Source organism: Streptomyces sp. NPDC060028, assembly GCF_042736725.1.
Taxonomy (GTDB): domain Bacteria; phylum Actinomycetota; class Actinomycetes; order Streptomycetales; family Streptomycetaceae; genus Streptomyces.
The window spans coordinates 17,940-42,497 of record NZ_JBHWVJ010000065.1; the positions used below are offsets into that span (position 1 = coordinate 17,940).

General features: G+C 73.2%; 21 protein-coding genes. 14 read left to right on the top strand and 7 right to left on the bottom strand.

Translation table 11 applies throughout. The annotated features are described in order from the left end of the window. Positions 1–55: 55 nt before the first annotated feature. On the bottom strand, positions 56–742 hold the full coding sequence (locus tag ACFWBF_RS27075) for a VIT family protein (RefSeq protein WP_385606461.1): 687 nt from the start codon (positions 740–742) through the stop codon (positions 56–58). A gap of 76 nt (positions 743–818) precedes the next feature. Between ACFWBF_RS27075 and ACFWBF_RS27080 the strand changes: the two genes are divergently transcribed. Both ACFWBF_RS27080 and ACFWBF_RS27085 read left to right on the top strand, forming a co-directional pair. Then, entirely contained in the window at positions 819–1,976 is a 1,158-nt protein-coding gene (locus ACFWBF_RS27080) for a PP2C family protein-serine/threonine phosphatase (protein WP_385606463.1), read from the top strand. A gap of 112 nt (positions 1,977–2,088) precedes the next feature. Beyond that, a complete protein-coding gene (locus tag ACFWBF_RS27085; protein WP_385606465.1) occupies positions 2,089–2,379 on the top strand; it encodes a hypothetical protein in 291 nt (96 codons plus the stop codon). Here the strand turns inward: ACFWBF_RS27085 and ACFWBF_RS27090 are convergent. Beyond that, positions 2,360–2,623 (bottom strand): hypothetical protein, encoded by a 264-nt coding sequence (locus ACFWBF_RS27090; RefSeq protein ID WP_385230088.1) that lies wholly within the window; start codon positions 2,621–2,623, stop codon positions 2,360–2,362. The two genes, ACFWBF_RS27085 and ACFWBF_RS27090, sit on opposite strands and share 20 nt — an antisense overlap. A gap of 106 nt (positions 2,624–2,729) precedes the next feature. Between ACFWBF_RS27090 and ACFWBF_RS27095 the strand changes: the two genes are divergently transcribed. Next, a complete protein-coding gene (locus tag ACFWBF_RS27095) occupies positions 2,730–3,101 on the top strand; it encodes an ArsC/Spx/MgsR family protein (RefSeq protein WP_385606467.1) in 372 nt (123 codons plus the stop codon). Positions 3,102–3,230: 129 nt separating this feature from the next. Next, entirely contained in the window at positions 3,231–3,755 is a 525-nt protein-coding gene (locus tag ACFWBF_RS27100; protein WP_385606469.1) for a hypothetical protein, read from the top strand. Between the two features lie 69 nt (positions 3,756–3,824). Here the strand turns inward: ACFWBF_RS27100 and ACFWBF_RS27105 are convergent, their stop codons facing one another. Further along, a complete protein-coding gene (locus tag ACFWBF_RS27105) occupies positions 3,825–4,766 on the bottom strand; it encodes a Gfo/Idh/MocA family protein (protein ID WP_385606495.1) in 942 nt (313 codons plus the stop codon). A gap of 209 nt (positions 4,767–4,975) precedes the next feature. On the opposite strand from ACFWBF_RS27105, the gene glnII reads away from it, so the two are divergent. Together glnII and ACFWBF_RS27115 are read left to right on the top strand one after the other, a co-directional pair. Then, complete coding sequence (glnII, locus tag ACFWBF_RS27110) at positions 4,976–5,995, top strand: glutamine synthetase (RefSeq protein WP_385606471.1); 1,020 nt, start codon at positions 4,976–4,978, stop codon at positions 5,993–5,995. A gap of 454 nt (positions 5,996–6,449) precedes the next feature. Then, positions 6,450–7,013 (top strand): winged helix-turn-helix domain-containing protein, encoded by a 564-nt coding sequence (locus ACFWBF_RS27115; RefSeq protein ID WP_385606473.1) that lies wholly within the window; start codon positions 6,450–6,452, stop codon positions 7,011–7,013. A 69-nt stretch (positions 7,014–7,082) separates the two neighbouring features. Here the strand turns inward: ACFWBF_RS27115 and ACFWBF_RS27120 are convergent, their stop codons facing one another. Beyond that, complete coding sequence (locus ACFWBF_RS27120; RefSeq protein WP_385606474.1) at positions 7,083–8,537, bottom strand: PepSY-associated TM helix domain-containing protein; 1,455 nt, start codon at positions 8,535–8,537, stop codon at positions 7,083–7,085. Positions 8,538–8,611: 74 nt separating this feature from the next. Then, positions 8,612–9,373 (bottom strand): hypothetical protein, encoded by a 762-nt coding sequence (locus ACFWBF_RS27125; protein ID WP_385606476.1) that lies wholly within the window; start codon positions 9,371–9,373, stop codon positions 8,612–8,614. A 65-nt stretch (positions 9,374–9,438) separates the two neighbouring features. On the opposite strand from ACFWBF_RS27125, the gene ACFWBF_RS27130 reads away from it, so the two are divergent. From ACFWBF_RS27130 to ACFWBF_RS27165, 8 genes are all read left to right on the top strand, one after another. Continuing rightward, the gene (locus ACFWBF_RS27130; RefSeq protein WP_385606478.1) at positions 9,439–10,038 is read left to right on the top strand and encodes a rhomboid-like protein; all 600 of its coding nucleotides are present in this window, start codon (positions 9,439–9,441) and stop codon (positions 10,036–10,038) included. Positions 10,039–10,090: 52 nt separating this feature from the next. Next, complete coding sequence (locus ACFWBF_RS27135; protein WP_385606479.1) at positions 10,091–10,894, top strand: tyrosine-protein phosphatase; 804 nt, start codon at positions 10,091–10,093, stop codon at positions 10,892–10,894. Between the two features lie 85 nt (positions 10,895–10,979). Continuing rightward, complete coding sequence (locus tag ACFWBF_RS27140; protein ID WP_385606481.1) at positions 10,980–12,929, top strand: hypothetical protein; 1,950 nt, start codon at positions 10,980–10,982, stop codon at positions 12,927–12,929. A 63-nt stretch (positions 12,930–12,992) separates the two neighbouring features. Further along, entirely contained in the window at positions 12,993–13,889 is an 897-nt protein-coding gene (locus ACFWBF_RS27145; protein ID WP_385606483.1) for a metal-dependent hydrolase, read from the top strand. Positions 13,890–13,930: 41 nt separating this feature from the next. Continuing rightward, the gene (locus ACFWBF_RS27150) at positions 13,931–14,932 is read left to right on the top strand and encodes a PDR/VanB family oxidoreductase (RefSeq protein WP_385606497.1); all 1,002 of its coding nucleotides are present in this window, start codon (positions 13,931–13,933) and stop codon (positions 14,930–14,932) included. 38 nt (positions 14,933–14,970) lie between these two features. Beyond that, the gene (locus ACFWBF_RS27155; RefSeq protein ID WP_385606485.1) at positions 14,971–15,768 is read left to right on the top strand and encodes a TetR/AcrR family transcriptional regulator; all 798 of its coding nucleotides are present in this window, start codon (positions 14,971–14,973) and stop codon (positions 15,766–15,768) included. 25 nt (positions 15,769–15,793) lie between these two features. Beyond that, positions 15,794–16,318 (top strand): GNAT family N-acetyltransferase, encoded by a 525-nt coding sequence (locus ACFWBF_RS27160; protein ID WP_385606487.1) that lies wholly within the window; start codon positions 15,794–15,796, stop codon positions 16,316–16,318. Positions 16,319–16,462: 144 nt separating this feature from the next. Then, entirely contained in the window at positions 16,463–17,080 is a 618-nt protein-coding gene (locus ACFWBF_RS27165; protein WP_385606489.1) for a polysaccharide deacetylase, read from the top strand. Between the two features lie 59 nt (positions 17,081–17,139). Here the strand turns inward: ACFWBF_RS27165 and pulA are convergent, their stop codons facing one another. Together pulA and ACFWBF_RS27175 are read right to left on the bottom strand one after the other, a co-directional pair. After that, on the bottom strand, positions 17,140–22,506 hold the full coding sequence (gene pulA / locus ACFWBF_RS27170) for a pullulanase-type alpha-1,6-glucosidase (RefSeq protein WP_385606491.1): 5,367 nt from the start codon (positions 22,504–22,506) through the stop codon (positions 17,140–17,142). A 35-nt stretch (positions 22,507–22,541) separates the two neighbouring features. Continuing rightward, on the bottom strand, positions 22,542–24,293 hold the full coding sequence (locus tag ACFWBF_RS27175; protein ID WP_385606493.1) for a carbohydrate-binding module family 20 domain-containing protein: 1,752 nt from the start codon (positions 24,291–24,293) through the stop codon (positions 22,542–22,544). Positions 24,294–24,558 lie beyond the last annotated feature (265 nt).

The following is a 24,558-nucleotide window of genomic DNA, read 5'->3' on the forward strand; positions in this document are numbered from 1 at the left end:
CCGCGTAGGTGACGGCCATGGCCAGCCGCCTCGTGGCGGGCACCGCCGCTCGGGGTCAGGTGCCCAGCCAGGTGCCCACCGCGTAGGTGACGGCCATGGCCAGGGCGCCGCCGGCCACGTTGCGCAGGACCGCGCGCGGGATCGGGGCCCCGCCCAGGCGGGCGCCGGCCACCCCGCACAGGGCGAGCGCAGCGAGCACCGCGCCGACCGTCACCGGGACCCGGCTGGAGGCCCCCGGCAGGACGATCGCCAGCAGCGGCAGCACCGCCCCCGCGGTGAAGGCGATCAGGCTCGCGAAGGCCGCGTGCCACGGGTTCGCCAGCTCGTCGGGGTTGATCCCCAGCTCCACCCGGGCGTGCGCCCGCAACGCGTCCCGCTCCGTCAGCTGCTCCGCCGCCTCCCGGGCCAGGTCCCGGGACAGGCCCCGGGCCACGAGCAGGTCGGTCAGCTCCACCAGCTCCTCCTGCGGCGCCTCCGCCAGCTCCCGCCGCTCGAAGTCCAGTGCCGCCTCCTCGGAGTCCCGCTGCGAGCTCACCGACACGTACTCCCCCGCCGCCATCGACAGGGACCCGGCCAGCAGCCCGGCCACGCCCGCCGCCACGATCGCCGACCGCGAGGTGGTCGCCCCGGCCACGCCCACCACCAGGCCGGCCGTGGAGATGATCCCGTCGTTCGCTCCGAGCACCCCCGCGCGCAGCCAGTTCAGCCGGGTGCTGAGCGCCGCGCTCTGCGTATCCGTCACGCCACCACTGTCGCGGCCAGGACCGTAAGGGGCCACCCGGCGTGCGCAGCCCCGCACCCCGTACCAGGGTGGAGGGGTGAGACGCGGACGCGAGGAGCCGGGCTGGCTGCGCGGGGCGCCGCCGCCGCGCTGGGCCCGGCTCGCGCCCGCGGTGGCCCTCGTCGTGCTGGTGCTCGCGCAGCGCGCCACCCCGGGCGACGTCGAGTTCGGCTACTTCCTGGCCGGGCTGCCCCCGGTGGCCGCGTTCGCCTACGGCGCCGCCGGCACCGCCGTCTTCGCGGCCGTCGTGCTCGGGCTCCTCGGCCTGCCGGTGATCGGGATCTCCCACACCCGCGGCGCCGACCTCGCCACCGTCGCCGCGATCGGCCTGCTCAGCGTGGTGATCGCCTGGGTCCGCCGGCGCCGCGACGCCCAGCTGGTGAGCGTGCGTACCGTCGCCGAGGCCGCCCAGTTGGCCGTACTGCCGCCCGTTCCCGACCGCGTCGGACCCGTCCGGTGCTCGGGCCTGTACCGCGCGGCCCAGCGCGGCACCCTGGTGGGCGGCGACCTGTACGACGTACGGGCGGGCCCGTACGGGGTGCGCGCGATCGTCGCCGACGTCCAGGGCCACGGCCTCGCGGCGGTCGGCACGGTCGCCGCGCTGCTCGGGGCCTTCCGCGAGGGGGTCCTGGACGACGCGGAACTGTCGGCGGTGGCGGCCCGCCTGGACCGCCGGCTGCTGGCGGACTCGGTGGCCGCGTCCGTGGAGCATCCGGAGCTGTTCGCGACGGCGGTGCTGATGGAGTTCCCGCCCGGGCTGGATCTCGTACGGGTCCTGTCGTGCGGGCATCCCCCGGCGCTGCTGCTGCGCGGTTTCGCGGTCAGCGAGCTCGTCGTGGAGCCGGGCCCCCCGCTCGGCCTGGGCCTGGCCGGTCCGGCCCCGCCGACGGTGGCGGAGATCCCGGTCCGGGCCGGGGACCGGCTGCTGCTGCACACCGACGGCGCGACGGAGGCCCGGGACGCGACGGGGCACTTCTACCCGCTGGCCGAGCGGGTCCCCGCACTCGCGACGGATCCGGCGGGCCTGGCCCGCGCGGTGTGGCGGGACCTGGAGTCCTTCACCCGCGGCGGGCCGCGCGACGACGTGGCGCTGCTCGTGCTGTCGCTGGACGGCGGTATGGGCACGGGCATGGGCACGGACGAGGGCGCGAACGAGGGCGCGGACGAGCGACGGCCCGCTAGCGGTTCGCCATGACCACCCCGTCCCGGTTATGTGATCAAACGATGACAGCCGCCGCCGTGGGCCGCTCTCCGTGTTTCGCTCGGATCCGCCACCCGACCCGATCACGGAGAGCCGAGGCCCACCGATGCGCGCACCGCACGAGTACAGCAGGCGGATGTCGGCCGTCGTGGCGGCGGCGGGCGCCGTCGCGCTGCTGACGGGCGCGATGATGCTGGGCACGGCCTACGACGACATGCTCGGTGCGGGCTCCGGCCCCGCCGGGCACCCCGCGATCGAGGTCCCGGTGCGCGGCACCGTCGAAGGCGACGACGGCGCCGGCAACGGGGAAGCGGGCCGGGTAGTCAAGGTCTCCCTGGTCGACGCCCCGGCCCCCTCGTGGACCCCCGGGTCCCCGCTCAGCCGGCTGCGCGGATGAACGAGCGGACCATCTTGCAGGTGACATTGGACGGGCGGTGCATCCCCGTCCGCACGGCCATCGTGCGGATCTTGCGGTTGGTGGCGCGCTGAGCGTCATACGTCCCCGAGTCGAGCAGGGATATCGCCAACCGCATCGCCTTCAGGCGCCGGTTGTGCGTCTCGTACCACTCGCGGGGCAGCCCCGCCGGCAGCGGCTTCTTCTTCACGTGCTGGACGGTGTTCGCGGTCATGGCAGTGGCCATCTACAGCCTCCCAAACGGTAGTTGGCTTCCTGTCGTTCTCCCTCGATTTTACCGGCGACCACTGACAAAGGCCCTGGCCAGGGAGCACCTCGCTAAGCTTTCCGGCATGGAGATCTGGATCAACCCCGCCTGTTCGAAGTGCCGCAGCGCGCTGACCCTGCTCGACGCGGAGGGCGCCGAGTACACGGTCCGGCGCTACCTGGAGGAAGTCCCCTCCGAAGCGGAGATCCGCGAGGTCCTGAGCCGCCTGGGCCTGGAGCCGTGGGACATCACCCGTACGTCGGACCCGCTCGCGAAGGAGACGGGCGTACGGGAACTGCCGCGCGAGGAGACCGAGGAGGCCCGGCAGCGCTGGATCGCCCACCTGGCGGCGCACCCGAAGCTGATCCAGCGCCCCATCATCACCGCCGAGGACGGCACGGCCGTGATCGGCCGCTCCGACGAGGCCGTCCGCGAGGCCCTCTCCCGCAAGGGCTAGGTCCCCCGGTCCCGCCCGCCGGACCCGGCCCCGGCCCGGGTTGCGCTGACGCGGAGCGCACCTCGCAGCACCTACGCTGGCCGAAGTCAGCCCGAAAGGGGATATAGCGCACCCGAGGAACGCCGTACCGTGAACGCCGAGCAGTCGCCGCAGCCGCAGAGCCCGCAGCACCTTCCCGCGCCCCGGCGCGGCGCCGACTGGATGTTCGGCGGGGTGTACGGGACGGTGCTCGCCAGCGGGCTGCTGGCCGCGCTGGACCAGAAGCCCTACACCCCGTTCTACGACGCCAGCTGGGTGGCCGTCACGGCGGCCGCGGCCGCGGCCGCGCACGGGTACTCGCACCACATGGCCAGCCACCGGGACGGATCCGTCGGCCGCCGGTGGCGGATCCTTGCCCGGGCGCTGTGGAACGAGTGGCCGATGATCGCGGCCACCCTGCCCACCGTCCTGTTGCTGGTCCTCGCCGGGCTCATCGGGTGGGAGTCGTACGGGGTGACGGCCGTCGGGCTCGGCCTGAACACCGCGCTGTTGTTCGCCTGGGGGTCCTTCGTGGCGATCCGGGTCGGCTACCGGCTCAGGTCCGCGCTGCTGATCGGCCTCGCGGACGCCACGATCGGCCTGGCGATCATCGTGGCCAACGCCGTGATCAAGTAGCGCCGACCTCGCCCCGGCCTCGCCCCGGCCGTCGACCTCGGCCCCGGCGGCCCGCCCGGCCCCGACGGCTCAGCCCGACAGCTGCGCCTCCGCCTCCGCCAGGATCTCCGTCAGCCGCGCCCCGAACCCGGCCCCCCGCGGATCCGGCACCCCGGTACGGGCCGCCGCGAGCAGCGCGTCCAGCGCGCGGCCGTACGCGCCCGGGACGTCGCTCCAGTCCGGGAGCCCGAAGACGCCCGCGGCCCCGCGCAGTTGCAGCCCCACCCCGGCGGCCGCGCTCGGGGCGCCGAGGCTGAGGACGGCGGTGCTCGCCGCGCCGGAGGCGTGGCGCAGGGCCAGCTGGACCACGTCGGAGGGCCCCCGGGTGGCGCTGACCGAGGTGACGTCGCCGAGCACCGGGATCAGGACCGACAGGGCGTGCGGGCCGACGTCCCACAGCCCGCCCTTGGCCTTGCGCCAGGGCGAGTCGGCGTACGCGCTGGGCGCGCCGTCGGGCGGGAAGACGGCACCGAGCCAATGGGCGCTGGCGGTGAACCACCCCGTGCGCCCGGCCTGCTCCTCGACCCAGCCCGCGGTCGGCTCGGCGAAGCGCAGGGTCAGGAAGACGACGGAGGCGACCCGGTGTTCCGAGGCGGCCCCGGCCACCGCGCGGGCGTCCTCCACGGTGGTGGCGACGGGCTTGTCGAGCAGCAGATGGCATCCGGCGGCGGCCGCGCGCACCGCGAGCGGGGCCTGTACGTCGGGCGGCAGGGCGAAGGCCGCGACGTCACAGTCCGCGAACAGCGCGTCGGGGTCTTCGTACACCTTCACGCCGTACGCGGCTGCCAGCTCGGCCGCGGCTTCAGGGCGCCGGCCCCACACTCCGACGAACTCGGAGCCGGTGTGCGCGGCGAGGGCGGGGGCGTGGGTGCGGCGGGCCCAGGGACCCGTGCCCAGCAGCCCGACCCGGGGACGGGGGCGGGGGACGGCCTCATCGGCGGCGTCACCGTCGGAGTTCAAATCGTACGAAATGCTCACCTGCTCAGTGTGCCCCACTCGTACGGCTGCCCGACCGTCGACCCGCACAAGCCACCCGACCTGCGGGGTAAACCTCGGTAACACGGGGTTCACACACGGGCAACGGAAGAGAAATCGCGAGGGGGCACGCTCTGGTCCACACCACATGAATCCGCAGCGCCCGCAGAGTCTGCGCCGGAGCGACGCACCGAAGGATGGGGCCCGTGAGCTACAAGGCTGAGTACATCTGGATCGACGGCACCGAGCCGACGGCGAAGCTGCGCTCCAAGACGAAGATCCTCTCCGACGGCGAGGAGCTGTCGATCTGGGGCTTCGACGGATCCAGCACCAACCAGGCCGAGGGCCACGCCTCCGACCGCGTACTCCAGCCGGTGTTCTCCTGCCCGGACCCGATCCGCGGCGGGAACAACGTCCTCGTCCTGTGCGAGGTCCTGAACATCGACATGACCCCGCACGCGTCGAACACCCGCGCGCTGCTCCGCCCGATCGCCGAGAAGTTCGCCGGCCAGGCGCCGATCTTCGGCATCGAGCAGGAGTACACCTTCTTCGACGGCATCCGCCCGCTCGGCTTCCCGGTCAACGGCTTCCCGGCGGCCCAGGGCGGCTATTACTGCGGTGTCGGCTCGGACGAGATCTTCGGCCGCGACATCGTCGAGAAGCACCTGGACCACTGCCTCGCGGCGGGCCTGAGCATCTCCGGCATCAACGCCGAGGTCATGCCCGGCCAGTGGGAGTTCCAGGTCGGCCCCGTCGGGCCGCTGGAGGTCTCCGACCAGCTGTGGATCGCCCGCTGGCTGCTCTACCGCACGGCCGAGGACTTCAACGTCTCCGCGACGCTGAACCCGAAGCCGGTCAAGGGCGACTGGAACGGCGCGGGTGCGCACACCAACTTCTCCACCAAGGCGATGCGCGAGGACTACCGCGCGATCATCTCCGCGTGCGAGGCGCTGGGCGAGGGCAGCAAGCCGCTGGACCACGTCAAGAACTACGGCGCGGGCATCGACGAGCGTCTGACGGGTCTGCACGAGACCGCCCCGTGGAACGAGTTCAGCTACGGCGTCTCGGACCGCGGCGCGTCGGTGCGCATCCCGTGGCAGGTGGAGAAGGACGGCAAGGGCTACATCGAGGACCGCCGCCCGAACGCGAACGTGGACCCGTACGTGGTGACCCGTCTGATCACGGACACCTGCTGCACCGGCCTGGAGAAGGACGGCCTGGTCTGAGACCGGCACTGACAGGAAGCGCTGCGCCCGCCCTCCCCCACCGGGAGGGTGGGCGCAGTGCTGCCGCAGCCCCTGCCGCGGCTCGAGCTTTGATCCTGGGCACGGCTGATGGTTTGTCGGGATTGTGACGGCTTGACGAACCCTTGATCACGGAATTTGAGATTCCGCTCCACCAGCTGAGACGGGACCTGCCCCCGGACCCCTGGATCTGCTTGAATGAGGGCCATGGCCAGCCACCCGCACACCTCGACAGGTCGCAGCGACCTCGAGCCGTTCTGGCCTTCCCGTCAGGATCACGATTTCGACCGGGTGTGTTGCCGCGCGAAGAACGCGCCGGCCCTCTAAAGCCTTCCGGGATCTCCCACCAGACCTTCCCCGAGGCCTTCGGTCTGCGCGGTACGACGACGTACGTACGTCTCCTGCCGACCACTCCGCGTGAAAGAGCTGACCACTCATGGCCCACACCCGTTCCCTCGTTTCCGCCTCCGCTGCGACCTCGCCCCTGACCTTCCCGCCCAGTCCGCGCCACCGGCTGCGGGCCGTGGACCGGGACGAGGTGGCCCGTGTCGTGGACTTCCTCCCGCCCGGCGCCACCTGGCTCCCCGCCCCCCAGCACACATTGCCGGCCCTGCCGGGCCAGCCGCCGATGGTCGGCTACCTGGTCCTCGTACCGGCCGACCAGCAGCCGACCGTCGCGCTCGCCCCGCCCGCCCCCAAGGCCCCCTCCACCACCGGTGACGCCCTGGTCCGCATCGACCCGGCGCAGCGCACCGCCGAGGTGGACGGCGCGGTGCTCGACCTGACGTACCTGGAGTTCGAGCTGCTGGCGCACCTGGTCGCGCACCCGCACCGGGTGCACAGCCGCGACCAGTTGGTGACCACGGTGTGGGGCTACGGCCACGTCGGCGACGGCCGCACGGTGGACGTCCACATCGCCCGGCTGCGCCGCAAGCTGGGCACCGCCCACCGCGGCGCGATCCAGACCGTGCGCCGGGTGGGTTACAAGTACGCCCCCTGAGGCGTGCGTTGACATGACGGTGGGCCCGTACTCCCCTCGGGGAACACGGGCCCACCTGTGTTCACAGCACTAGAGCGCGGCCTCGGCCCGGCGCGTCGCGGCGAAGCCGAGCAGGACGTCGACGGCCAGGAAGGCCACCAGGCTGATCCCGAGCAGCGGGACGAACCAGCCCACGACGGCCGTCGCCGCGGCCGCCGGCAGGACCACGGTCACCGGCAGCTTGCGCCAGGCACCGCGCGGCTGGGCGCGGCCGGCCGAGAGCTTCCGTTCCTTGGTGGGCCTGCGCAGCCACCACATCCGGTAGCCCCAGACGACCATGAACATCACCGCGACGGCGAGCGCGGCGAGCGCCAGCTGGTTCGCGAGCCCGAAGGTCAGACCCATGTGCAGGTCGATGCCGAAGCGCGTCAGCTGGGCGAGCAGGGGGTAGTCGGCGAAGCGGAGCTCGTCCATGACCCGGCCGTCGGCGGGGTCGACGGCGACGGAGTCCAGGTGCACCGGCACCTGTTTGTCCTTCTCCTTGATGACGTAGCCCTTGCCGCCGGCGGGCAGGGTGACCTGGAGGTACTCGCCGACCCCGGCGGCTCGGGCGGCCTCCACGGCCCGGTCGATGCCGATGTCGGCGGTGGGGGCGGGCGGGGGCATCTCCATGCCCTCGGTCATGACGTGGCCCGCGTGCTCGTCGGAGCCGTCGGCGCCCGCGCCGGTGCTCAGATCGGCGGACACGGACGGGGTGGCGCCGCCGAGGCCGTCCTGGAGCCGGCCGATGTTCTCGCCCGCGTACTTCGACCAGGTCAGGCCGGTCGCGGAGAGCGCTACGAGCCCGACGGCGGCCCACAGGCCGACGGCGCCGTGCCAGGACAGGGTCTTGCGGCGCCCGCTGGCCTTGCGGTCGGGCACGACGAGCAGGGCCCTGCGGCTGCGCCGGCGGCCGATCCACAGGGCCAGCCCGCCCAGCGCGATCACCCACAGCCAGCTGGCGGCGAGTTCGCTGTAGTTCCGGCCGAACTCACCGAGTTGGAGGCTGGAGTGGAACTCGCTCAGCCAGGCCCGCAGGGGCAGCGCGTCGCCGGAGGTGGTGAGCTGTCCGCGCACCCCGGCCGTATACGGATCGACGAACACGGTGAGGGTCTCGCCCTCCTCCAGCCCCGGATTCTCCATCACCACGCGGGTGGTGGCGTCCGCCTCGGGCGCGGGCGCCACGGAGACGACCTTGCCCTGGGGCGCGGCGGCCTTGGCGGCCTGGACCTGGGCGCTGAGCGGCAGCGCGTGCTCACCGACGCGGGCGACCGTCAGCTGGTCGGAGTAGAGGATCTTCTCGGCCTGCCACGAGCCGGCGTACAGCAGTCCGGTGGCGGCGGCGAGGAAGAGCAGCGGGGCCGTCAGCAGCCCGGCGTAGAAGTGCAGCCGCAGCAGCAGCGGCCGCAGGGCCGCCCATCCGCCGGGGCGGGGCGGGGCCGGGGGCCGGCCGTCGGGTACGTCGGAGTCCGCTGCGCGGACGTCCTGAACCTCGTCGAGGGACATGTGGGTCCTAGGTGTTGGCGAAGACATGGGTGATCGGCCCCAGGTCTCGCCCCCTCGCCGAGGAGGTGCGCCGGTCAGGCGCGGGCAGGACGGCCGGGGGCCGTGGCGCGGGTCGTTCGCCGGGCGGGCGGCCCGCGCCGCTCCAGGGCGTGGGCGTGCACGGCCCCGCGCAGCGCGCGCGGCCGTTCGTACGCCGGGCGCAAGGCGGGCTCCCGCGGTACGGGGGCCACGCGCGTCCGGAGCAGGGCCAGGGCCCGGGAGAGCGGCCGGGCGGCGAGCAGCGCGCCGGCCGCGAGGACCCCGGCCAGCCGGAAGACGGCGGCCTCGCCCCGGGCCAGCCAGGCCGCGCAGAACAGCCCGGCGAGGACGTGCGCGGTGATCATGCCGAGGCCGCCGTGCCCGTGGGCGTGCGCGGCCATCCCCGCCATCCCCGCCATGCCGTCCGTCCCAGCCATGCCGTCCATGCCCGCCATCTCGGGCATGGACGGCATCTCAGGCATGGACGGCATGGGCATCGACATGTCCATGCCCGGCATGGGGTGGTGCCCCGGCATAGCGCCGGGCGCGGGGGCAGGCTTCGCCGCCTGACTCCCGGAGAAGACGCCGTGCAGCACGGCCTGGACGCCCAGCAGGGCCACGGCGATGGGGACGGGCCCGCGGCGGCGTCCGGCGCCGAGCCAGGCGAGCCCGCCGGTCAGCCCGAAAGCGGCCAGAAGGCCCGTAAGAGGAATGTCCGTGCCGGACATGTACGAATGCCCCACCGCACCCAAAGCGACACACACCGCCGCGAACATCGCGGCCCGTGCGGCGCGCAACGGCGCGGAATTCTCGAGCATGGCTCGAACATGCTCGCACGGGGCCCGGTGACCTCCGCGGGAGGGTGGTAGCCGATCATGGTCGGGTGAATCCATTGCCATGGCCATTGCCCGTCGGAGCGGTGTACGCCGGCGGGGTCCAGCTGGGGGCGCACGCCCTGGGACGACTGGATCCGGCGGAGCGCGAGCGGGTGCTGCGCCGCTGCTCGACCAATGTCGACAACCTCGACTCCGGGCGCTGGGACACCCTCCTGACCAGTGCTTTCGTCGTCGAGGAGCCGATGCCCCTGCCGTACGCCCTGCTGCTGGTCGCGGTGCTCGGGTACGCCGAGTACGCGTACGGGGCCTGGTGGACCGCCGGGGTGTTCCTGCTCGGCCACACCGCGGCGACGCTGCTGGTGTACGGCGTCCTGCGCGGGGCGGCCGACCGGCGGACCCGGCGCGCCCTGGACGTGGGCACCAGCTACGGGTTCAACGCCGTGCTCGGCGCTCTGACCTCGACGCTGCCGCGCGGGGCGGCGCGCACCACGGCCCGCCTGGGGCTGCTGGCGATCGCCGCCCGGCCGCTGCTGAAGCGGGAGCGCACCTTCACGGACGCCGGGCACCTGGTGGCCCTGGGGCTCGGAGTGGGGCTCTCGCTGGCCGTCGATTACCTTTCGGGTACGAAATCTCCGAAAATCATATGAAAACGCACCGCTGACGCGTTTGCGTCACCCGCACCCCGCTGGAGCCGCCACGATGACCGCCATCCCCGCCACCACCGTCGCCAACCTGCGCGACCTGGGCGGCGCCAAGCTGTGCGACGGTCGCGCCGTCCGCCCCGGGCTCGTCCTGCGCTCCGGCCAGCTCGACCGGCTCGACCTCGGCGCCGACCCGGTGGTGGCCGCGCTCGGCCTGCGTACGGTCATCGACTTCCGCACCGACGTCGAGCGGTCCGACCACCCCGACCGGCTGCCGGCCGGCGTGCGCCTCCTGGTCGGCGACGTGCTCGCCGACAAGATGAACTCCGCCGCCACGAAGACGCCCGCCGCGGCCCAGCTCAAGGACCTGCTGTCCAACCCGGCCGTGGCCGAGGAGCACCTCGGCGGCGGCAAGGCGCAGGCGCTGTTCGGCGACGTCTACCGGTCCCTGGTCAACTCCGGATCGGCGCAGGCCTCGTACCGGATGCTGCTCACCGAGCTCGCCGACCCCGACTGCGGCCCGCTGCTCTTCCACTGCACGGCCGGCAAGGACCGTACCGGCTGGGGCGCGACGGTGATCCTGTCGCTGCTCGGCGCCGACGACGAAACCCTGATGGCCGAGTACCTGTCGGTCAACGCGGCGGTCAAGCACGCCTTCGCGCCGATGATCGAGGGGTTCACTGCGTCCGGCGGCGACCCGGACATCGCGCTGGCGCTGATCGGCGTCTTCCCCTCCTACCTGGAGGCCGCGCTGGACGAGGTGAGCACGCGCTACGGCTCGATGGAGAAGTACGTGCGCGAGGGTCTCGGCGTCCCCGACGAGACGGTGGAGGCGCTGCGCGGCCGCCTGGTGGCCGCCTGAACCGTCAGGGAGCCGGGCGCGATTTAGCCCGAACGGGGGCACTGGGGACGGGTGACCATCCGACGATTCGCTCGTTCTGCTGAACGTGACTGCGCCGGATACCGCCACCCGCCCCCTGTCTTCCGAGCCTTCCGGGGCCCTCGACGTCGAGCAGGCCGAGGCCGCCATCGTCGAGCACTACCCGCGGCTGGTGCGGCTCGCCTATCTGGTGCTGCCGCCCGCCCTCGGCCGCAACCGGCGGGTGCTCACCGCCCATTCCCTGGCCCAGCGCGCACTGCCGGGCGGGCGGCGGTTCGGGGCGGCCGCGCGGGCCGCGGCCGCCGGGCAGCAGGGCGGGGTGCCGGGGCAGCGCGGCGGCGCCCCCGGCGAGTCCGGATACGCGTACGTGCGCCTGCGCGTGCTGCGGGCCGCCCTGGAGGCCGGGATCCCGCTGACCTTCCGCGCCCTGCCCCGGCGCGCACAGCTCCCGCCGCTGCTCCCCCAGGTGTGGGGGCTGCGGCTGTTCCCGCGCTCCGGCGGAGCCGAGGAGCTGGCGCTCGACCAGTGGCTGGCCACGCTCGACGGGCCCGGCCGCGCGGCCTGCGTGCTGCGGGCCCTGGAGCGGCTGCCCGAGCCGGAGGTGCTGCGGGTGCTGACCGAGGTCGGCGTGGTGAACCCGGCCGCCGCGGTCGCGGAGTCCGGGGATCCGGCGAACGACGCGCTGTTCACCTCCCCGGAGTTCGACCCCTGCGTGCTCCAGGCCCGCCCCACCGACCTGCTGCGGCGGCGCCGCCTGGTACGGGCCGCTCTCGCCGCAGGGGCCGCGCTCGCCGTGTGCGGGGCGCTGCTCGCGCTGCCGGGCGGCGGCTGGGGCTCGGACGGGGCCGCCGCCCCGCTGTACGCGCGCAACGCCGCGGCGGAGCAGGCACTGGACCCCGGGCAGCTGGTCCGGGTCGCGCCCACGGTCTGGCGTACGTCCTCCCGTACCGACTACTCCGGCTGGCCCGTGCGCGGCGACCGCGCCGACGACGCCGAGCTGCTGCGGCGGGCGCTGGCCGTCTGGGCCCGCCCGGGTTCGACGGTGGTCGTCTCGGCCACCCCGGGCACCCCGTCCGGGCCGCCGATGGGACCGCCGCAGCTGCTCTTCGCGGGCGCCGTGGACCAGGCCGTCGTGGTCCTGCTCTACGACGGGCTGCGCGTGGTCCGGTACGCCGAGCCGCGCAGCGGCACCGAGATCGCCGCCCTCGACTTCGCCCGGACCGACGGCGCCTCGGCGGACACGGCCACCGGCCTGGTGCTCAGCCGGGTCGACGGCAACGTGCGCTACCTGGCCGCGCCCTGGGTGACCGGCGCCGCGCTGCGGGACCTGCTCAAGCCGGGCGAAGCCGCGGCCCCGCTGAAGCTGGTGGACGGGATCACCCCGCCGGTCGGCAGCCCGGCCCCGGACGGCACCTGCACCACCTGGAACGCGCTGGCCCTGACCGGCGACGGGGCGACCCGGCTGGTCACCGACCTGGGCGAGTTGACCCCGGCGCGGCTGACCTCGGGCGCGCCGGGGGCCGAGCGCGACGTGACGGACGGCGCGGAGCTCGGCGAGTGGTCGCGTACCGCCTGTCTGCTGGCGTCGGTGCGCTCGCACGGGGTCCGTACGGTCAACGCCTGGACGTACGCGAAGCAGCCGCTGCCCGAGGGCGACGGCACCGCGACCTGGCTGTGCACCCGGGCGGAGACCTGGCAGGGCACGGCGGACCGGGTGCAGGCGCAGTTCCTGGCTCCGGGCACGGCTCCCGCGGCGCAGGCGGCGAAGGCGGAGGGCTCGCCCGCGTGCGGACCGCGGGAGCCCCGGGTGCTGGCGGGCGTGCTGTGGAAGTCGCGGGCCGGCCAGTGGTACGTACTGGCGGCGGGCAGCGCGCAGTTCGCGTCGCTGTCGGTGTCGGGCGGCGGCGTGAGCGGCGCGGGGACGGGCAACCGCCTGGCGGTCAAGGCGCCGGCGGGCGCCCAGGTGGACCTGTCGGGCAAGCTCACGGACGGCACGAAGGCGGGGGTGCTTCGCTGAGCCGTCCCGGGAATCGGGTGCAGAGGGGTTTCCCTCCCTCTTACCCATCAGTACATTGACGCCATGTCTAATACGCCGCTCGCGCCCGCCCCCGTGGCGGCGGAACACATCGAACTCAAGGCCCGGAACGTGTCCTTCGACTGGGAGGACACCCCGCTGCACTGGCTGCCCGGCGACCCGTTCGCCGGGCACACCATCAACGTGCTGCACCTGCTGCTCCCGGCGGGCGAGCGGTGGTTCGTCCACGTCTACAAGCAGGTCCTGCCGTACATCAAGGACGAGCGGCTGCGGGCGGACGTCGTCGGCTTCATCGGCCAGGAGGCCATGCACGCCGCCGCCCACGACGACGTACTGCCCCACCTCAAGCGCCTCGGCCTGGACCCCACCCCGTACACGGCGCAGGTGGACTGGCTCTTCGAGAAGATGCTCGGCGACCGCACCCTCCCGCCGGGCAAGGCACGCAAGTGGTGGCTGATGGAGCGGGTCGCGATGATCGCGGCCATCGAGCACTACACGGCGTTCCTCGGCAACTGGGTGCTCAACGCCGAGGAGTTGGACCGGCGGGGCGCGGACCCGATGATGCTGGACCTGCTGCGCTGGCACGGCGCGGAGGAGGTGGAGCACCGCTCGGTGGCCTTCGACCTCTTCATGCACGTGGACGGCGGCTACCGCCGCCGGGCCCGGACCTGGGCCACCGCCTTCGCGGCGCTGGTCTTCCTGTGGCAGCGCGGGGCCCGCTTCTTCATGGAGAACGACCCCTCGCTCGCGGACGGCAAGGCTTCGCTCGGCCGCTTCCACCGCGCGGGCCGGCGCGGCGTCCTGCCCACGACGGGCTCGATGCTGAAGTCCATCCCCACGTACCTGTCCCGTACCTACCACCCCTCGCAGGAGGGCTCGACGGCCCAGGCCGTCGCCTATCTCGCCTCCTCCCCCGGCGCGAACGGCGGTGCGCACGCGTGAACCGCGCCGTGACGGTGACCGCCCTGGCGGGCGCCGCCTGGATGACCAGGCGGGCGCTGCGCAAGCGGATCGACCGCTCCCCGCTGTGGCCGCTGCCGGCGCTGGAGACCCCGATATCGGGCCACTCCCCGCGCCGGTGGATCCCCACCCTGATCGTGTCCCGTACGCAGCCCGCCGCGGGCGTGCTCCAACTGACCCTGGAATCACCGGAGCTCCCGTCGTGGACCCCGGGCGCGCACGTGGACGTGACGCTGCCCTCGGGACTGGTCCGCCAGTACTCCCTGTGCGGCGACCCGGCCGTGGCCGGCCGCTACACCATCGCGATCCGGCTGGTCGAGGACGGCCGCGGCGGCTCCCGCGAGGCCCATGCCCGGTTGACGGAGGGCGCCGGGCTGGCGGTGCGGCCGCCGCGCAACCGCTTCGAGCTGGCCACCGCCCCCCGTTACGCCTTCGTCGCGGGCGGCATCGGGATCACACCGGTGCTCCCGATGCTGCGCGCCGCCACGGCCGCCGGCGCCGAGTGGACCCTGCTGTACGGGGGCCGCTCCCGGGCGTCGATGCCGTTCCTCCCCGAACTGGAGGCCTACGGCGACCGCGTCACGATCGTCGCGCAGGACGAGGCGGGCCTGCCCTCCCTGGCCGCGCTCTCCGGGGCCGCGCCGGGCACGCTGATCTACTGCTGCGGCCCGGGCCCCCTGATGCAGGCGGTCACCGAGGCCGCCCCCGCGGGCACCGCGGTCCACCTGGAACGCTTCACCCCGGCGGCGTCCACCGGGGACGCGAGGCCGTTCACGGTCGAACTCCACCGCTCGGGGCGGACGGTCGAGGTCGGGGCGGCGGAGACCACCCTGGCCGCGGTGCGGCGGGAGCTGCCCAACACCCCGTACTCCTGCGAACAGGGCTTCTGCGGCACCTGCCGACACCGCGTCCTGGCGGGCGAGGCGGACCACCGCGACGAACTCCTCACCGACGGCGAACGCGAGGACTCGATGCTCCTGTGCGTCTCCCGCGCCGTCTCGGACCGCCTGGTCCTGGACCTGTAGCCGCCTGCGCGCACCCGGCGGCGAAGTAGGGTGTCGGCATGACAACCGGGGTGCGGCGCAGGATGGGTGTCGAGGAGCGGCGGCAGCAGCTGATCGGGGTTGCCCTGGAGCTGTTCAGCCACCGGTCTCCCGACGACGTGTCCATCGACGAGATCGCGGCGGCCGCGGGGATATCCCGGCCGCTCGTCTACCACTACTTCCCGGGCAAGTTGAGCCTCTACGAGGCTGCGCTGCGGCGGGCCGCCGACGAGCTGGCGCTGCGGTTCGTGGAACCCCGGGAAGGTCCGCTCGGGGCGCGACTGCTGCGGGTGATGGGGCGGTTCTTCGCCTTCGTCGACGACCACGGCCCCGGTTTCTCGGCGCTGATGCGGGGCGGTCCGGCGGCCGGGAGCAGCCGGACCAACGCCATGGTCGACGAGGTCCGCCGCGCCGCGTACGAGCAGATCCTCAGCCACCTCGAGGTGGAGGAGCCGCCCGCGCGCCTCGCGCTCGTCGTGCGCTCCTGGGTGTCGCTGGCCGAGACGACCGCGCTGCTCTGGCTGGACGGGCGGGAGATCCCGCGGGCCGAGCTGGAGCTGCAGCTGGTGCACGACTTCGCCGCGCTGGCGGCCGTGAGCGCCGCGTACGACGCCGAGATGGCGGGGATCCTCGTACGGATCCTGGCCCAGGAGCCGGCCGACGGGCCCTTCGGCGAGCTGGTCGGCAGGCTGGCCCTCCTCGCGCCGAGCGGGCCGGCGGCCTGGGGGCCGGAGGCGGCGGAGGGGGTCCGCGGGGTGGCGGAGGGGGTCCGCGGGGTGGCGGAGGGGGTCCGCGGGGTGGTCCCGCTCCCCCGATGATCATGCTCTTGGTGATAATGCCCGCGTGATCATTGACGACGGGATCTTGTTCCGGCAGGCCGAGGAGAAGGACGCCGGCACGCTGGTGAAGCTGTACGACCAGGCCGCGCGCTGGATGCGGGCGAACGGGATCGTGCAGTGGAAGCCGGGCGACAAGGACGTCGCGCACTTCCGGTCGAAGATGCGCGAGGGCGAGGTGTGGCTCGCCGAGGACGCCGACGGACGGATCGTCGGCGCGTACGAGCTGTGGTGGTCGGACGAGGAGGCCTGGGGGATCCAGCCGCCCGTGGCCGGCTATGTACACCGGCTGATGGTCGAGCGCGAGGCAGCGCCCGCCGGAGCCGGGCTGCGCATCCTGGAGCACGCCGAGCACAGGACCGCCAGGACCGGCCGGGAGCGGGTCCGGCTGGACTGCGTGTCCACCAACCCGCGGCTGCTCGAGTACTACCGGGCCGCGGGCTACCGGGTGGTCGGCGAGTTCCCCCACAAGACGGGCAAGGACGGCCGCGTGTACGGGGTGATCCTTCTGGAGCGGCGCCTCGACATCTGACGCACACCGGACACCCCGGGCGCAACCACCCCTGGCGCGCCAATGCCGGGCCCCTCTCGGCCGTGGCAACCGCAATCGGTTGTCCCGCCCTGCGAAGCGACGGTAGAGATGGCTCCGACCAGTCGGTACCAGGAGGGGAATCCAATGAAGAATTCCATGGGCAGGGCCGCGAGCGCGGTGGCGGGACTCGCGCTGGCGGGCATGCTGGGGGCCACGGGGACGGCGCAGGCCCAGGTGCAGCCGCCGGCCCCGGCCCCCGCCACCAGCGCGGCGGTCGCGGGCGGTCCGTCCGTCGAGGCGCCCGCCTCGGTGGTCGCGGAGCTGAAGGCGGCGACGGCCCGGGCGCGGGCCTCGCTGGCCCCCAACGCCCGGGTGGTGTGTTACGCCGCGCACGTCCAGGACATCGGATGGCAGTCGACGGTGTGCAACGGCAACGTCGCCGGAACGACCGGGCAGGGCCGCCGGATGGAGGCCGTACTGATCTCGACCGGCGGGGTGGGCGGAGTCTGCGCCAACGCCCATCTCGCCGACGTGGGCTGGCAGGGCTGGGCCTGCGGCAAGGACGGGGACGTCGTGGGGGTCGGCACCACCGGCCAGTCGCGGCGGATGGAGGCGCTGGGCGTCCAGGTCGGTTCCGGCAGCGTGGGGGCGCAGGCGCACGTCGCGGACCTCGGCTGGCTGAACTCGACGGTCGGCAACCCCGCGTACGTGGGGACCACCGGCCAGTCGCGGCCCATGGAGGCCGTGCGCATCTGGGTCTGACGAACAAGCGGCGGTGCCGGTCCGCGGCCGGCACCGCCGCCTCACTCACGCGTACCGCGTCAAGAGCGCTTGAAGACCGACACCGTACGGGCCGGCACCGTGAACTCCCCCTTCGCCTGGTCGTACGCGGACTGCTTGACCACCGGGTCCGAGCCGGCCGCCTGGACCGGGTGCAGGGCGTACGCGCTGCCCGCGGCGGCGGGGATCCGCTGAACCTGCGCCGCGGGGCCGGCGTTGAAGACCACCACCAGGTCGCCGAGGGTCATGGTGAGCACGCCCGGGGTCTCGCCCGGGCCCGACAGCGGGAAGGCCAGCCGGTCCTGGACCGCCTGCGCCGAAGCCAGCGCGAAGACGGGCTCCGTCGTACGGATCCTGAGCAGGTCGCGGTAGGCGGACCCGGCGCCGGTGATGTCCGCGCAGCCGGGCGCGGGCACCGCCAGCAGGGGCTTCGCGTACGGCCACTTCGAGCGGTTGTCCGCGGCGGGCGGCAGGCCCCGGCCGAAGCCGTTGCCGCTGCCGTCACGGCAGTCCCAGTGGATGGCGTTGAACCAGTCCCCGCTGTCGAACGAGTTGCGGTCCAGCGACTTGGAGCGGAGCAGGTCGGTGCCCGCCTGGGACAGGGCCGGGCCCTGCGAGAGGGTCGCCGTGGCCATCGCCAGGACCTGCATACGGGCCTTGTCGGCCGGCGCCGTGCCCGGCGCGAGCTTGAACGACAGGGCGTCGGCCAGGGTTTCGTTGTCGTGGGCGTCCACGTACGCGAGCGCGTCGCCGGGAGCCGCCGCATAGCCGGCCGGGGCGCCGTTGTAGTCCAGCTCGGAGCCCTTGATCCGGCGGCCGGCGGTGTCGGTGAAGGTGTACGAGGCGAGGTTTCCGCTCAGACCCACCTTGATCAGGTCCTGGTCGTGCAGCAGCCGGGCCCGCTGCTCGTCCGCGGCGCCGTTCGCCGGGGACCCGTTCGGGGCGGTGAACAGGCCCGACGCGAAGCCCTGCACACGCGGGTCCTCGTCGAAGGGGCCGCCGCCGCGCACCGCGTCACGGGCCCGGTCGGAGAAGGTCGCGATGCCGGTGCCGGCCATGTTCTGCTGGGTGGCCTGGACGAAACGGGCGTCGTTCGCGACCTCGCCGAAGTTCCAGCCCTCCCCGTAGAGGACGATCCGCTTCCCGTCGACCCCGTCCTTCGCGGGCGTCAGGGAGTCCAGGGCGGCGCGCACGGCCAGGATGTTGGCCTTCGGATGGTGCCCCATGAGGTCGAAGCGGAAGCCGTCGACCTTGTACTCCTTGGCCCAGGTGACGACCGAGTCCACGACGAGCCGGCCCATCATGGCGTTCTCGGGGGCGGTGTTGGCGCAGCAGCTGGAGTCGGCCACCGAGCCGTCGGCGAGCAGCCGCTGGTAGTAGCCGGGCACGATCCGGTCCAGGACCGACTTGTCCGACTGCCCGGACGCCACGGTGTGGTTGTAGACCACGTCCATCACCGTGCGCAGCCCCGCCCCGTTCAGGGACTGGACCATCCTGCGGAACTCGACCGTACGGGCCGTGCCCTCGGGATCGCTCGCGTAGCTGCCCTCCGGGACCGTGTAGTGCAGCGGGTCGTAGCCCCAGTTGTACGCGTCCTTCGCCGCCGCGGCGGCCACGCAGGCCTGCTGCTCCTCGGAGTCGGGGGCGTAGACCTTGAGGTCGCAGGCCGGCTCGGTGCGGTCCGCCGGCTTCTCCGGGATGGTGCCGATGTCGAAGGCCGGGAGGAGGTGGACGTACGAGGTACCGGCGGCGGCCAGGTCGCGCAGGTGCCGCATGCCCGCCGAGCCGGTGTCCGTGAAGGCCAGGTACTGGCCGGGGTGACCGCTGGTGCGGTCCGCCACCGAGAAGTCGCGGACGTGCAGCTCCTGGATCTGCGCCGAGGTGAAGGGCACGGCCGCGGGCTTGCGCAGCTCGCGCCAGCCGGGCGGGGCGAGCTTCGGGTCGGCGAGGTCCACGACCAGGCTGTACGCCGAATCCGTGGTCAGCGCCGTGGAGTACGGGTCGGTCACCAGGTTCCGCACCATCTGGCGGGTGCTCGGGGCCCATACGGTCACGGCGTAGCGGTACGGCTTGCCGGACCAGCCGCGCTCGCCGCGCACCGACCAGACGCCGGTGGCGAGGTCGCGGCGCATGGCGACCGTGCGGCCGTCGAGCTCCAGGTCGACCCGCTGGGCGGTGGGGGCCCAGACGGCGAGGGTGGGGCGGCCGTCCTTGAAGACCGGGCCGAGGGCGGTGGTGTTCGCGTAGAGGTCGTCGAGCACCCCGGCGAGCTGGACGCCGGTGGCGGCCAGGACGGCGCCGTTCGCGGCGCGGGCGCTCGCGACGAGCTGGCCGCGCAGGGCGTCCCGTACCCGGTCCCGGTCACGGGGGTCGACGGTGAAGGCCGCGTACCCGGCCAGATGCGGGAACTTCTGCTTCTGGGCGTCCGTGAGCTGCGACCTGCCCAGCCGCAGCCACTGCGCCTGCGCCAGACCGGTCAGGGTTCCGTTCTCGGCCTTGACCGCGCCGTCGCGGGAGGCGAGGAGCTGGAGGGAGGCGGCGGCCGGCGGGGCGTTCCAGGCGACGGTGTCGCGGTCGATCCAGACGGCCTGTGCCTTGGTGAGGTCCAGGGCGGCGGCGGAGCCGGCGGGCTGCGGCAGGAGGTACTTCTCCTGGCCGCCCAGCGTCCAGACCTCGTGGCCGGTGGCGTTCAGGTCCAGGGACTGGTCGGTGGGGAGGTCCTTCTCGTCGCCCTTGTGCAGGATGTAGCTCAGCGAGCCGGCGCCGGGGGCGAGCGCAACCTCGTACACGGCTCCGTAGGAGTCGGTGCGCGTCGGGAGCAGCGGCTTGGACCACTCGGTCGGGTTCGCGGCGCCGGTCCAGACGTGCAGGCCCCAGCCGTCGTAGGCGCCGTCGGCGCGCTTGTGGTGGATGACGGCCTTCGCGGTGTCCTGCGGCGGGTAGGCGGGGCGGTCGGTGCGGGCGGGTTCCTTGCCCTGCTCCAGCCAGATCTCGCCGGTCTTCGTCACGTCGATGCTGCGGTCGGCGGCGACGTCCTTGTTGCCGTCCTTGTCGATGACGAGGTAACCGACCGAGGAGGCGCCGGGCTTGAGCCTGACGTAGGCGAAGGCGCCGTAGGCGTCGCGGCCGGTGAAGTCGTGCCCGGCCGGCCAGGGGGTGGCTTCGCCGTCGGCGAGGTCGCCCCAGGCGTACAGCCGCCAGTTGGTGTAGTCGCCGTCGGGGCGGTTGTAGTGGACCACCGCGTAGTCGCGCTGGGTGGCGGTGGGGACCTCGACGGGCGGGGCCTGGCCCGCGACGGACTCGGCGAGGGCGCTCGCGGTGCGGCCGGCGGAGTCGACGACGACGGCCTTGTAGCGCAGGGCGGTCCCGGCGGGCGCGGTGATGTGCTGGGTGACCTTGTACGGGGCGTGGTCGGCGGAGCCGAGCACCTGCCACTTGTCGCCGCCGGCCTGCGCGGCGAAGACCACCCGGCTCAGGGCGGCTCCGGTCACGTTCGCGGTGAGCTCGACGGTTCCGGTGGCCCCGGCGGCCGGGGCCTGGAGGGTCAGCGCGGGCTTGGCCGCGGGCTGCGCGAGGGGCGCCGTGGCCTGGAGCACCACCGAGCCGAGGGCGGGGACGGTCACGGTGAGCTTCCCGGACGCGGAGGCACGCAGCAGCGCCGTGCCGCCGTACAGGGTGCGGTACCGGGCGCCGGCCGGGGCGTCGATCTCCACGGTCCGGGACTCGGTGGCGTTGTTGGCGGCGACCAGGTACTCGGTGCGGGTCTTGGAGTCGGTGCGGGCGAAGGCGTAGACCGAACCGTCGGAGAGGCGCTCGCTCTGGACGCCGTCGCGCAGGGCCGGGTGGTCCTTGGTCAGCTTCGAGAGAGCACTGATCTGCTTGTAGAGCGGGTGTCCCGGATCGTAAGCGTCGCTCGCGTGCGTGCGGGCCGTGCCCAGCTGGTCGTCGTCCAGGTAGTCGGCCACCTGAGAGGCGAACAACGGCTGGCGGGCGTCCTTGTCCCCGCCGGCGCCGGTGAAGCCCTGCTCGTCACCGGAGTAGACCACCGGATTGCCCCGGGAGAGGAACATCAGCTCGTTGGCGAGCCGGTACCGGTCCAGCAGCTCCTGCTCCCCCGCCCCCGGCCGGTCCTGCTTCAGGAAGGTCCCGAAGCGGCCCATGTCGTGGTTGCCGAGGAAGGTGACCTGCTCGTACGCGTTCGCCTTGTCGGTCGTGTAGCGGTAGTCGTCGGCGAAGACGGAGGCCAGTCGCCCGGGCGCCGCGCCCTGGGAGGCGTACGAGCGGATCGCGTCCTGGAGCGGGAAGTCGAGGGTGGCGTCGAGCCGGCCGCGCGTCACGTACGGCGAGGTGACGGCGGTGTCGGCGGAGTAGACCTCGCCGAACATGAAGAAGTCGTCCCGGCCGTGGCGGGCGGCGTACTTGTCGAGCGCGGTCGCCCACTGCGTCCAGAACCCGGTGTTGACGTGCTTGACCGTGTCGATGCGGAAACCGTCGATGTCGAAGTCCGCGACCCACTTCTCATAGATCTTCTCCATCCCCTCCACGACCTCGGGACGCTCGGTCCACAGGTCGTCGAGACCGAAGAAGTCGCCCTGGTCGGAGGACTCGCCGGCGAAGGTGGAGTCACCGCGGTTGTGGTACATCGTCGGGTCGTTGAGCCAGGCCGGGGACTTGAGGTTCTTCTTCGCGTCCGGGACGAAGGGCGTGCGCGGGAAGGAGTCGGCGTCGGTGGCGGGGAACCCCCGCTTCCCCGACGCGCCTTCGGCGTAGTCGGCGTCGTCGAAGGGGACCCCGTCCCTCGTCAGGTACGGGAAAGCCCCCTTCGACAGGTACGCGGAGGACTGTTCGCGGTAGTCGACGACATCGGCGGTGTGGTTGGCGATGACGTCGAAGAAGACCTTCATCCCCTTCCCGTGCGCCTTGTCGATCAGCCGCTCCAGATCGGCGTTGGTACCGAAGTGCGGGTCGACCTGCGTGAAGTCGGTGATCCAGTAGCCGTGGTAGCCGGCGGAGACGTCGTTCCCCTTCCCCTGCACCGGCTGGTTCTTGAAGATCGGCGCCATCCAGATGGCCGTGGTGCCGAGCCCCTTGATGTAGTCCAGCCGGTCGGTCAGCCCCTTGAGGTCACCGCCCTGGTAGAAACCTTTGTCCGTCGGGTCCAGGCCGGTCTCCAGCCGGGAACCGGTCAGGCCTCCACGGTCGTTGCGCGGGTCGCCGTTCGCGAACCGGTCCGGGAGCACGAAGTAGAACTGCTCCCGGGTCAGGTCGTTGCGCGCGGGCTCGGCGGCCAGCTTCGCGTCCGAGGGCGGGGCCGGCGGCGCCTTGGCTGCGGCGGCCGCCGCGGGGAGGGCGGGCAGGAGTGTCACGGCCAGGACGGCGGCGAGCACTCCCGCGGCGGGGCGTGTCAAGGAGGTCTCCTCGGGTGCGGGACGGGGGCTGAGGATCAGCTGCGCCAGGTGTCGGTCAGCGTGACCTTGCCGTTCGCGGGGACGGTGGCGGTGCGGTTGGCTCCGCTCTCCCAGGTGACGTTGCCGGCGGCGTCCTTGCGGACGTACTTGTACGCGAAGACCGTGCCGGGCGGGAGCGTGACGTCGAGCTTCCAGACGGGGTAGGCCGCCGGGTCGAGCTTGAGGGCGCCGGCGGTGTTCCAGGCACCGAGCTCGGCGCGGTCACCGGTGACGAAGATGTTCTGGCCCGGCACGGTGGTGGCGGTGACGGCGAAGGCCGCGCCGGCGGGGTTCGCCGGCGTGCCGCTGCCCGTACAGGTACGGGCCCCCACGTGCAGGGCGACGGCGCTGCCGGCGCCGATCGTGGCGGTGAACTGTCCACCGGAGCCCACGTTGACCGTACGGCCGCTCTGCACGTCGCAGTAGTCGCCGGCCGGGAGGGAGGTCTGGAAGGTGCGGGTCAGGGCCGAGCCCTCGTGGTTGATCGCGACGTAGGCCTTGGTGCCCCGACCGAAGGCGATCTGGTCGCCTCCGTTGTCCCACCAGTCGGTCACGGACTGGCCGCGCGCGGTGTTGCGGAAGGCGACCATGGAGGAGATCTCCCGCCAGGCGTGCTGGCACTTCCAGCCATCGGCGTAACAGGCGCTCACCGCACCGCCGTTGGGGGGACCGGCGTCCCTGTCGCTCCACTCGTAGCCGGAGTGCACGTCCGGGGAGCCGTAGGGCCAGGCCAGCATGAACACGCTGGCGAGGGTGTAGGCGGAGCCGTCCTTGTAGTTGAGGGTGTCGCCGCCGCGCTCGGTGTCGTGGTTGTCGACGAAGACGGCGGACTGGGCGGAGGGCATGTACCCCCAGCCCTCCCCGAAGTTCTTCAGGTTGGCCAGGTTCTCGCTCCGGAAGACCCGCTTGAGGTCCCGGGCGTAACGGAACTCCTGCACGTCGCCGTTGCCGAGGTACTCGGTGGGCTGGACGGCCTCACCCGCTCCGTAGATCGCCTCCTGCTTCCAGTAGGCGTTGGGGTTGGCCAGCCGGGACTTGATGTTGGCGAGGTCGGCGGCGGGCATGTGTTTGGCGGCGTCGATCCGCAAGCCGTCGACGCCGAGGGAGAGCAGGTCGTTCAGGTAGCCGGCGATGCGGCCGCGTACGTAGTCCTCACCGGTGTCCAGGTCGGCGAGCTGCACGAGCTCGCAGTTCTGTACGTTGGCCCGGTCCTGGTAGTTGGAGATGGTCGCCCGGCAGTCGTCCATGTCGGCGGAGGAGTAGATGCCCGGGTAGTTGTACTTCGTGTACGAACTCCCGCCGGTCCCGGTGCCGTCCGCGGCGGCCATGTGGTTGATGACGGAGTCCGCGACGACCTTCACCCCGGCGGCGTGACAGGTGTCGACCATCGCCTTGAAGGCCGTACGGTCACCGAGCCGCCCGGCGATCTTGTAGCTGACGGGCTGGTACGAGGTCCACCACTGGCCGCCCTGGATGTGCTCCTGCGGCGGCGACACCTGGACGTACCCGTATCCGGCGGGCCCGAGGCTGTCGGTACAGGCCTTGGCCACGGAGTCGAACCGCCACTCGAACAGCACGGCGGTGACGTCCCGCACCCCGGGCGCCGCGGCGACCGCCTGCGGCGCCTGGGCGGTAAGGGTCGCCCCGGCCAGCGCGGCAACGGCGAGGAGGACGCGGGCGGTTCTGGCGGGTCGGGCGGTTCTGGCGGTTCTGCCGGCTGCTCTGGCTGCTCTGGCGGTGGGGGGCATGCGGGGAACCTCCTGGCGGCGAGGTGGGGATGGCAGCGACCGTAGGGGCGGAGCGGTACCCCTGCAAGACCTTGCGCAAGAGATTGCAGAATTGTTTCCGTGGCGTGTCCTGCCGGGCGGGGGTCGGGGTCGGCGGGACTCGTGTGCGCGGTGGCGTTGACGGGGTTCGGGGGCGTCCCGTCAGTCCACTGGCATTCCGGGCCGGCCCGGCCCGGAATGCCAGAAGCCTGCCGGGAAGCCCCCGAGGAATGGCCGGGTGGTGTGG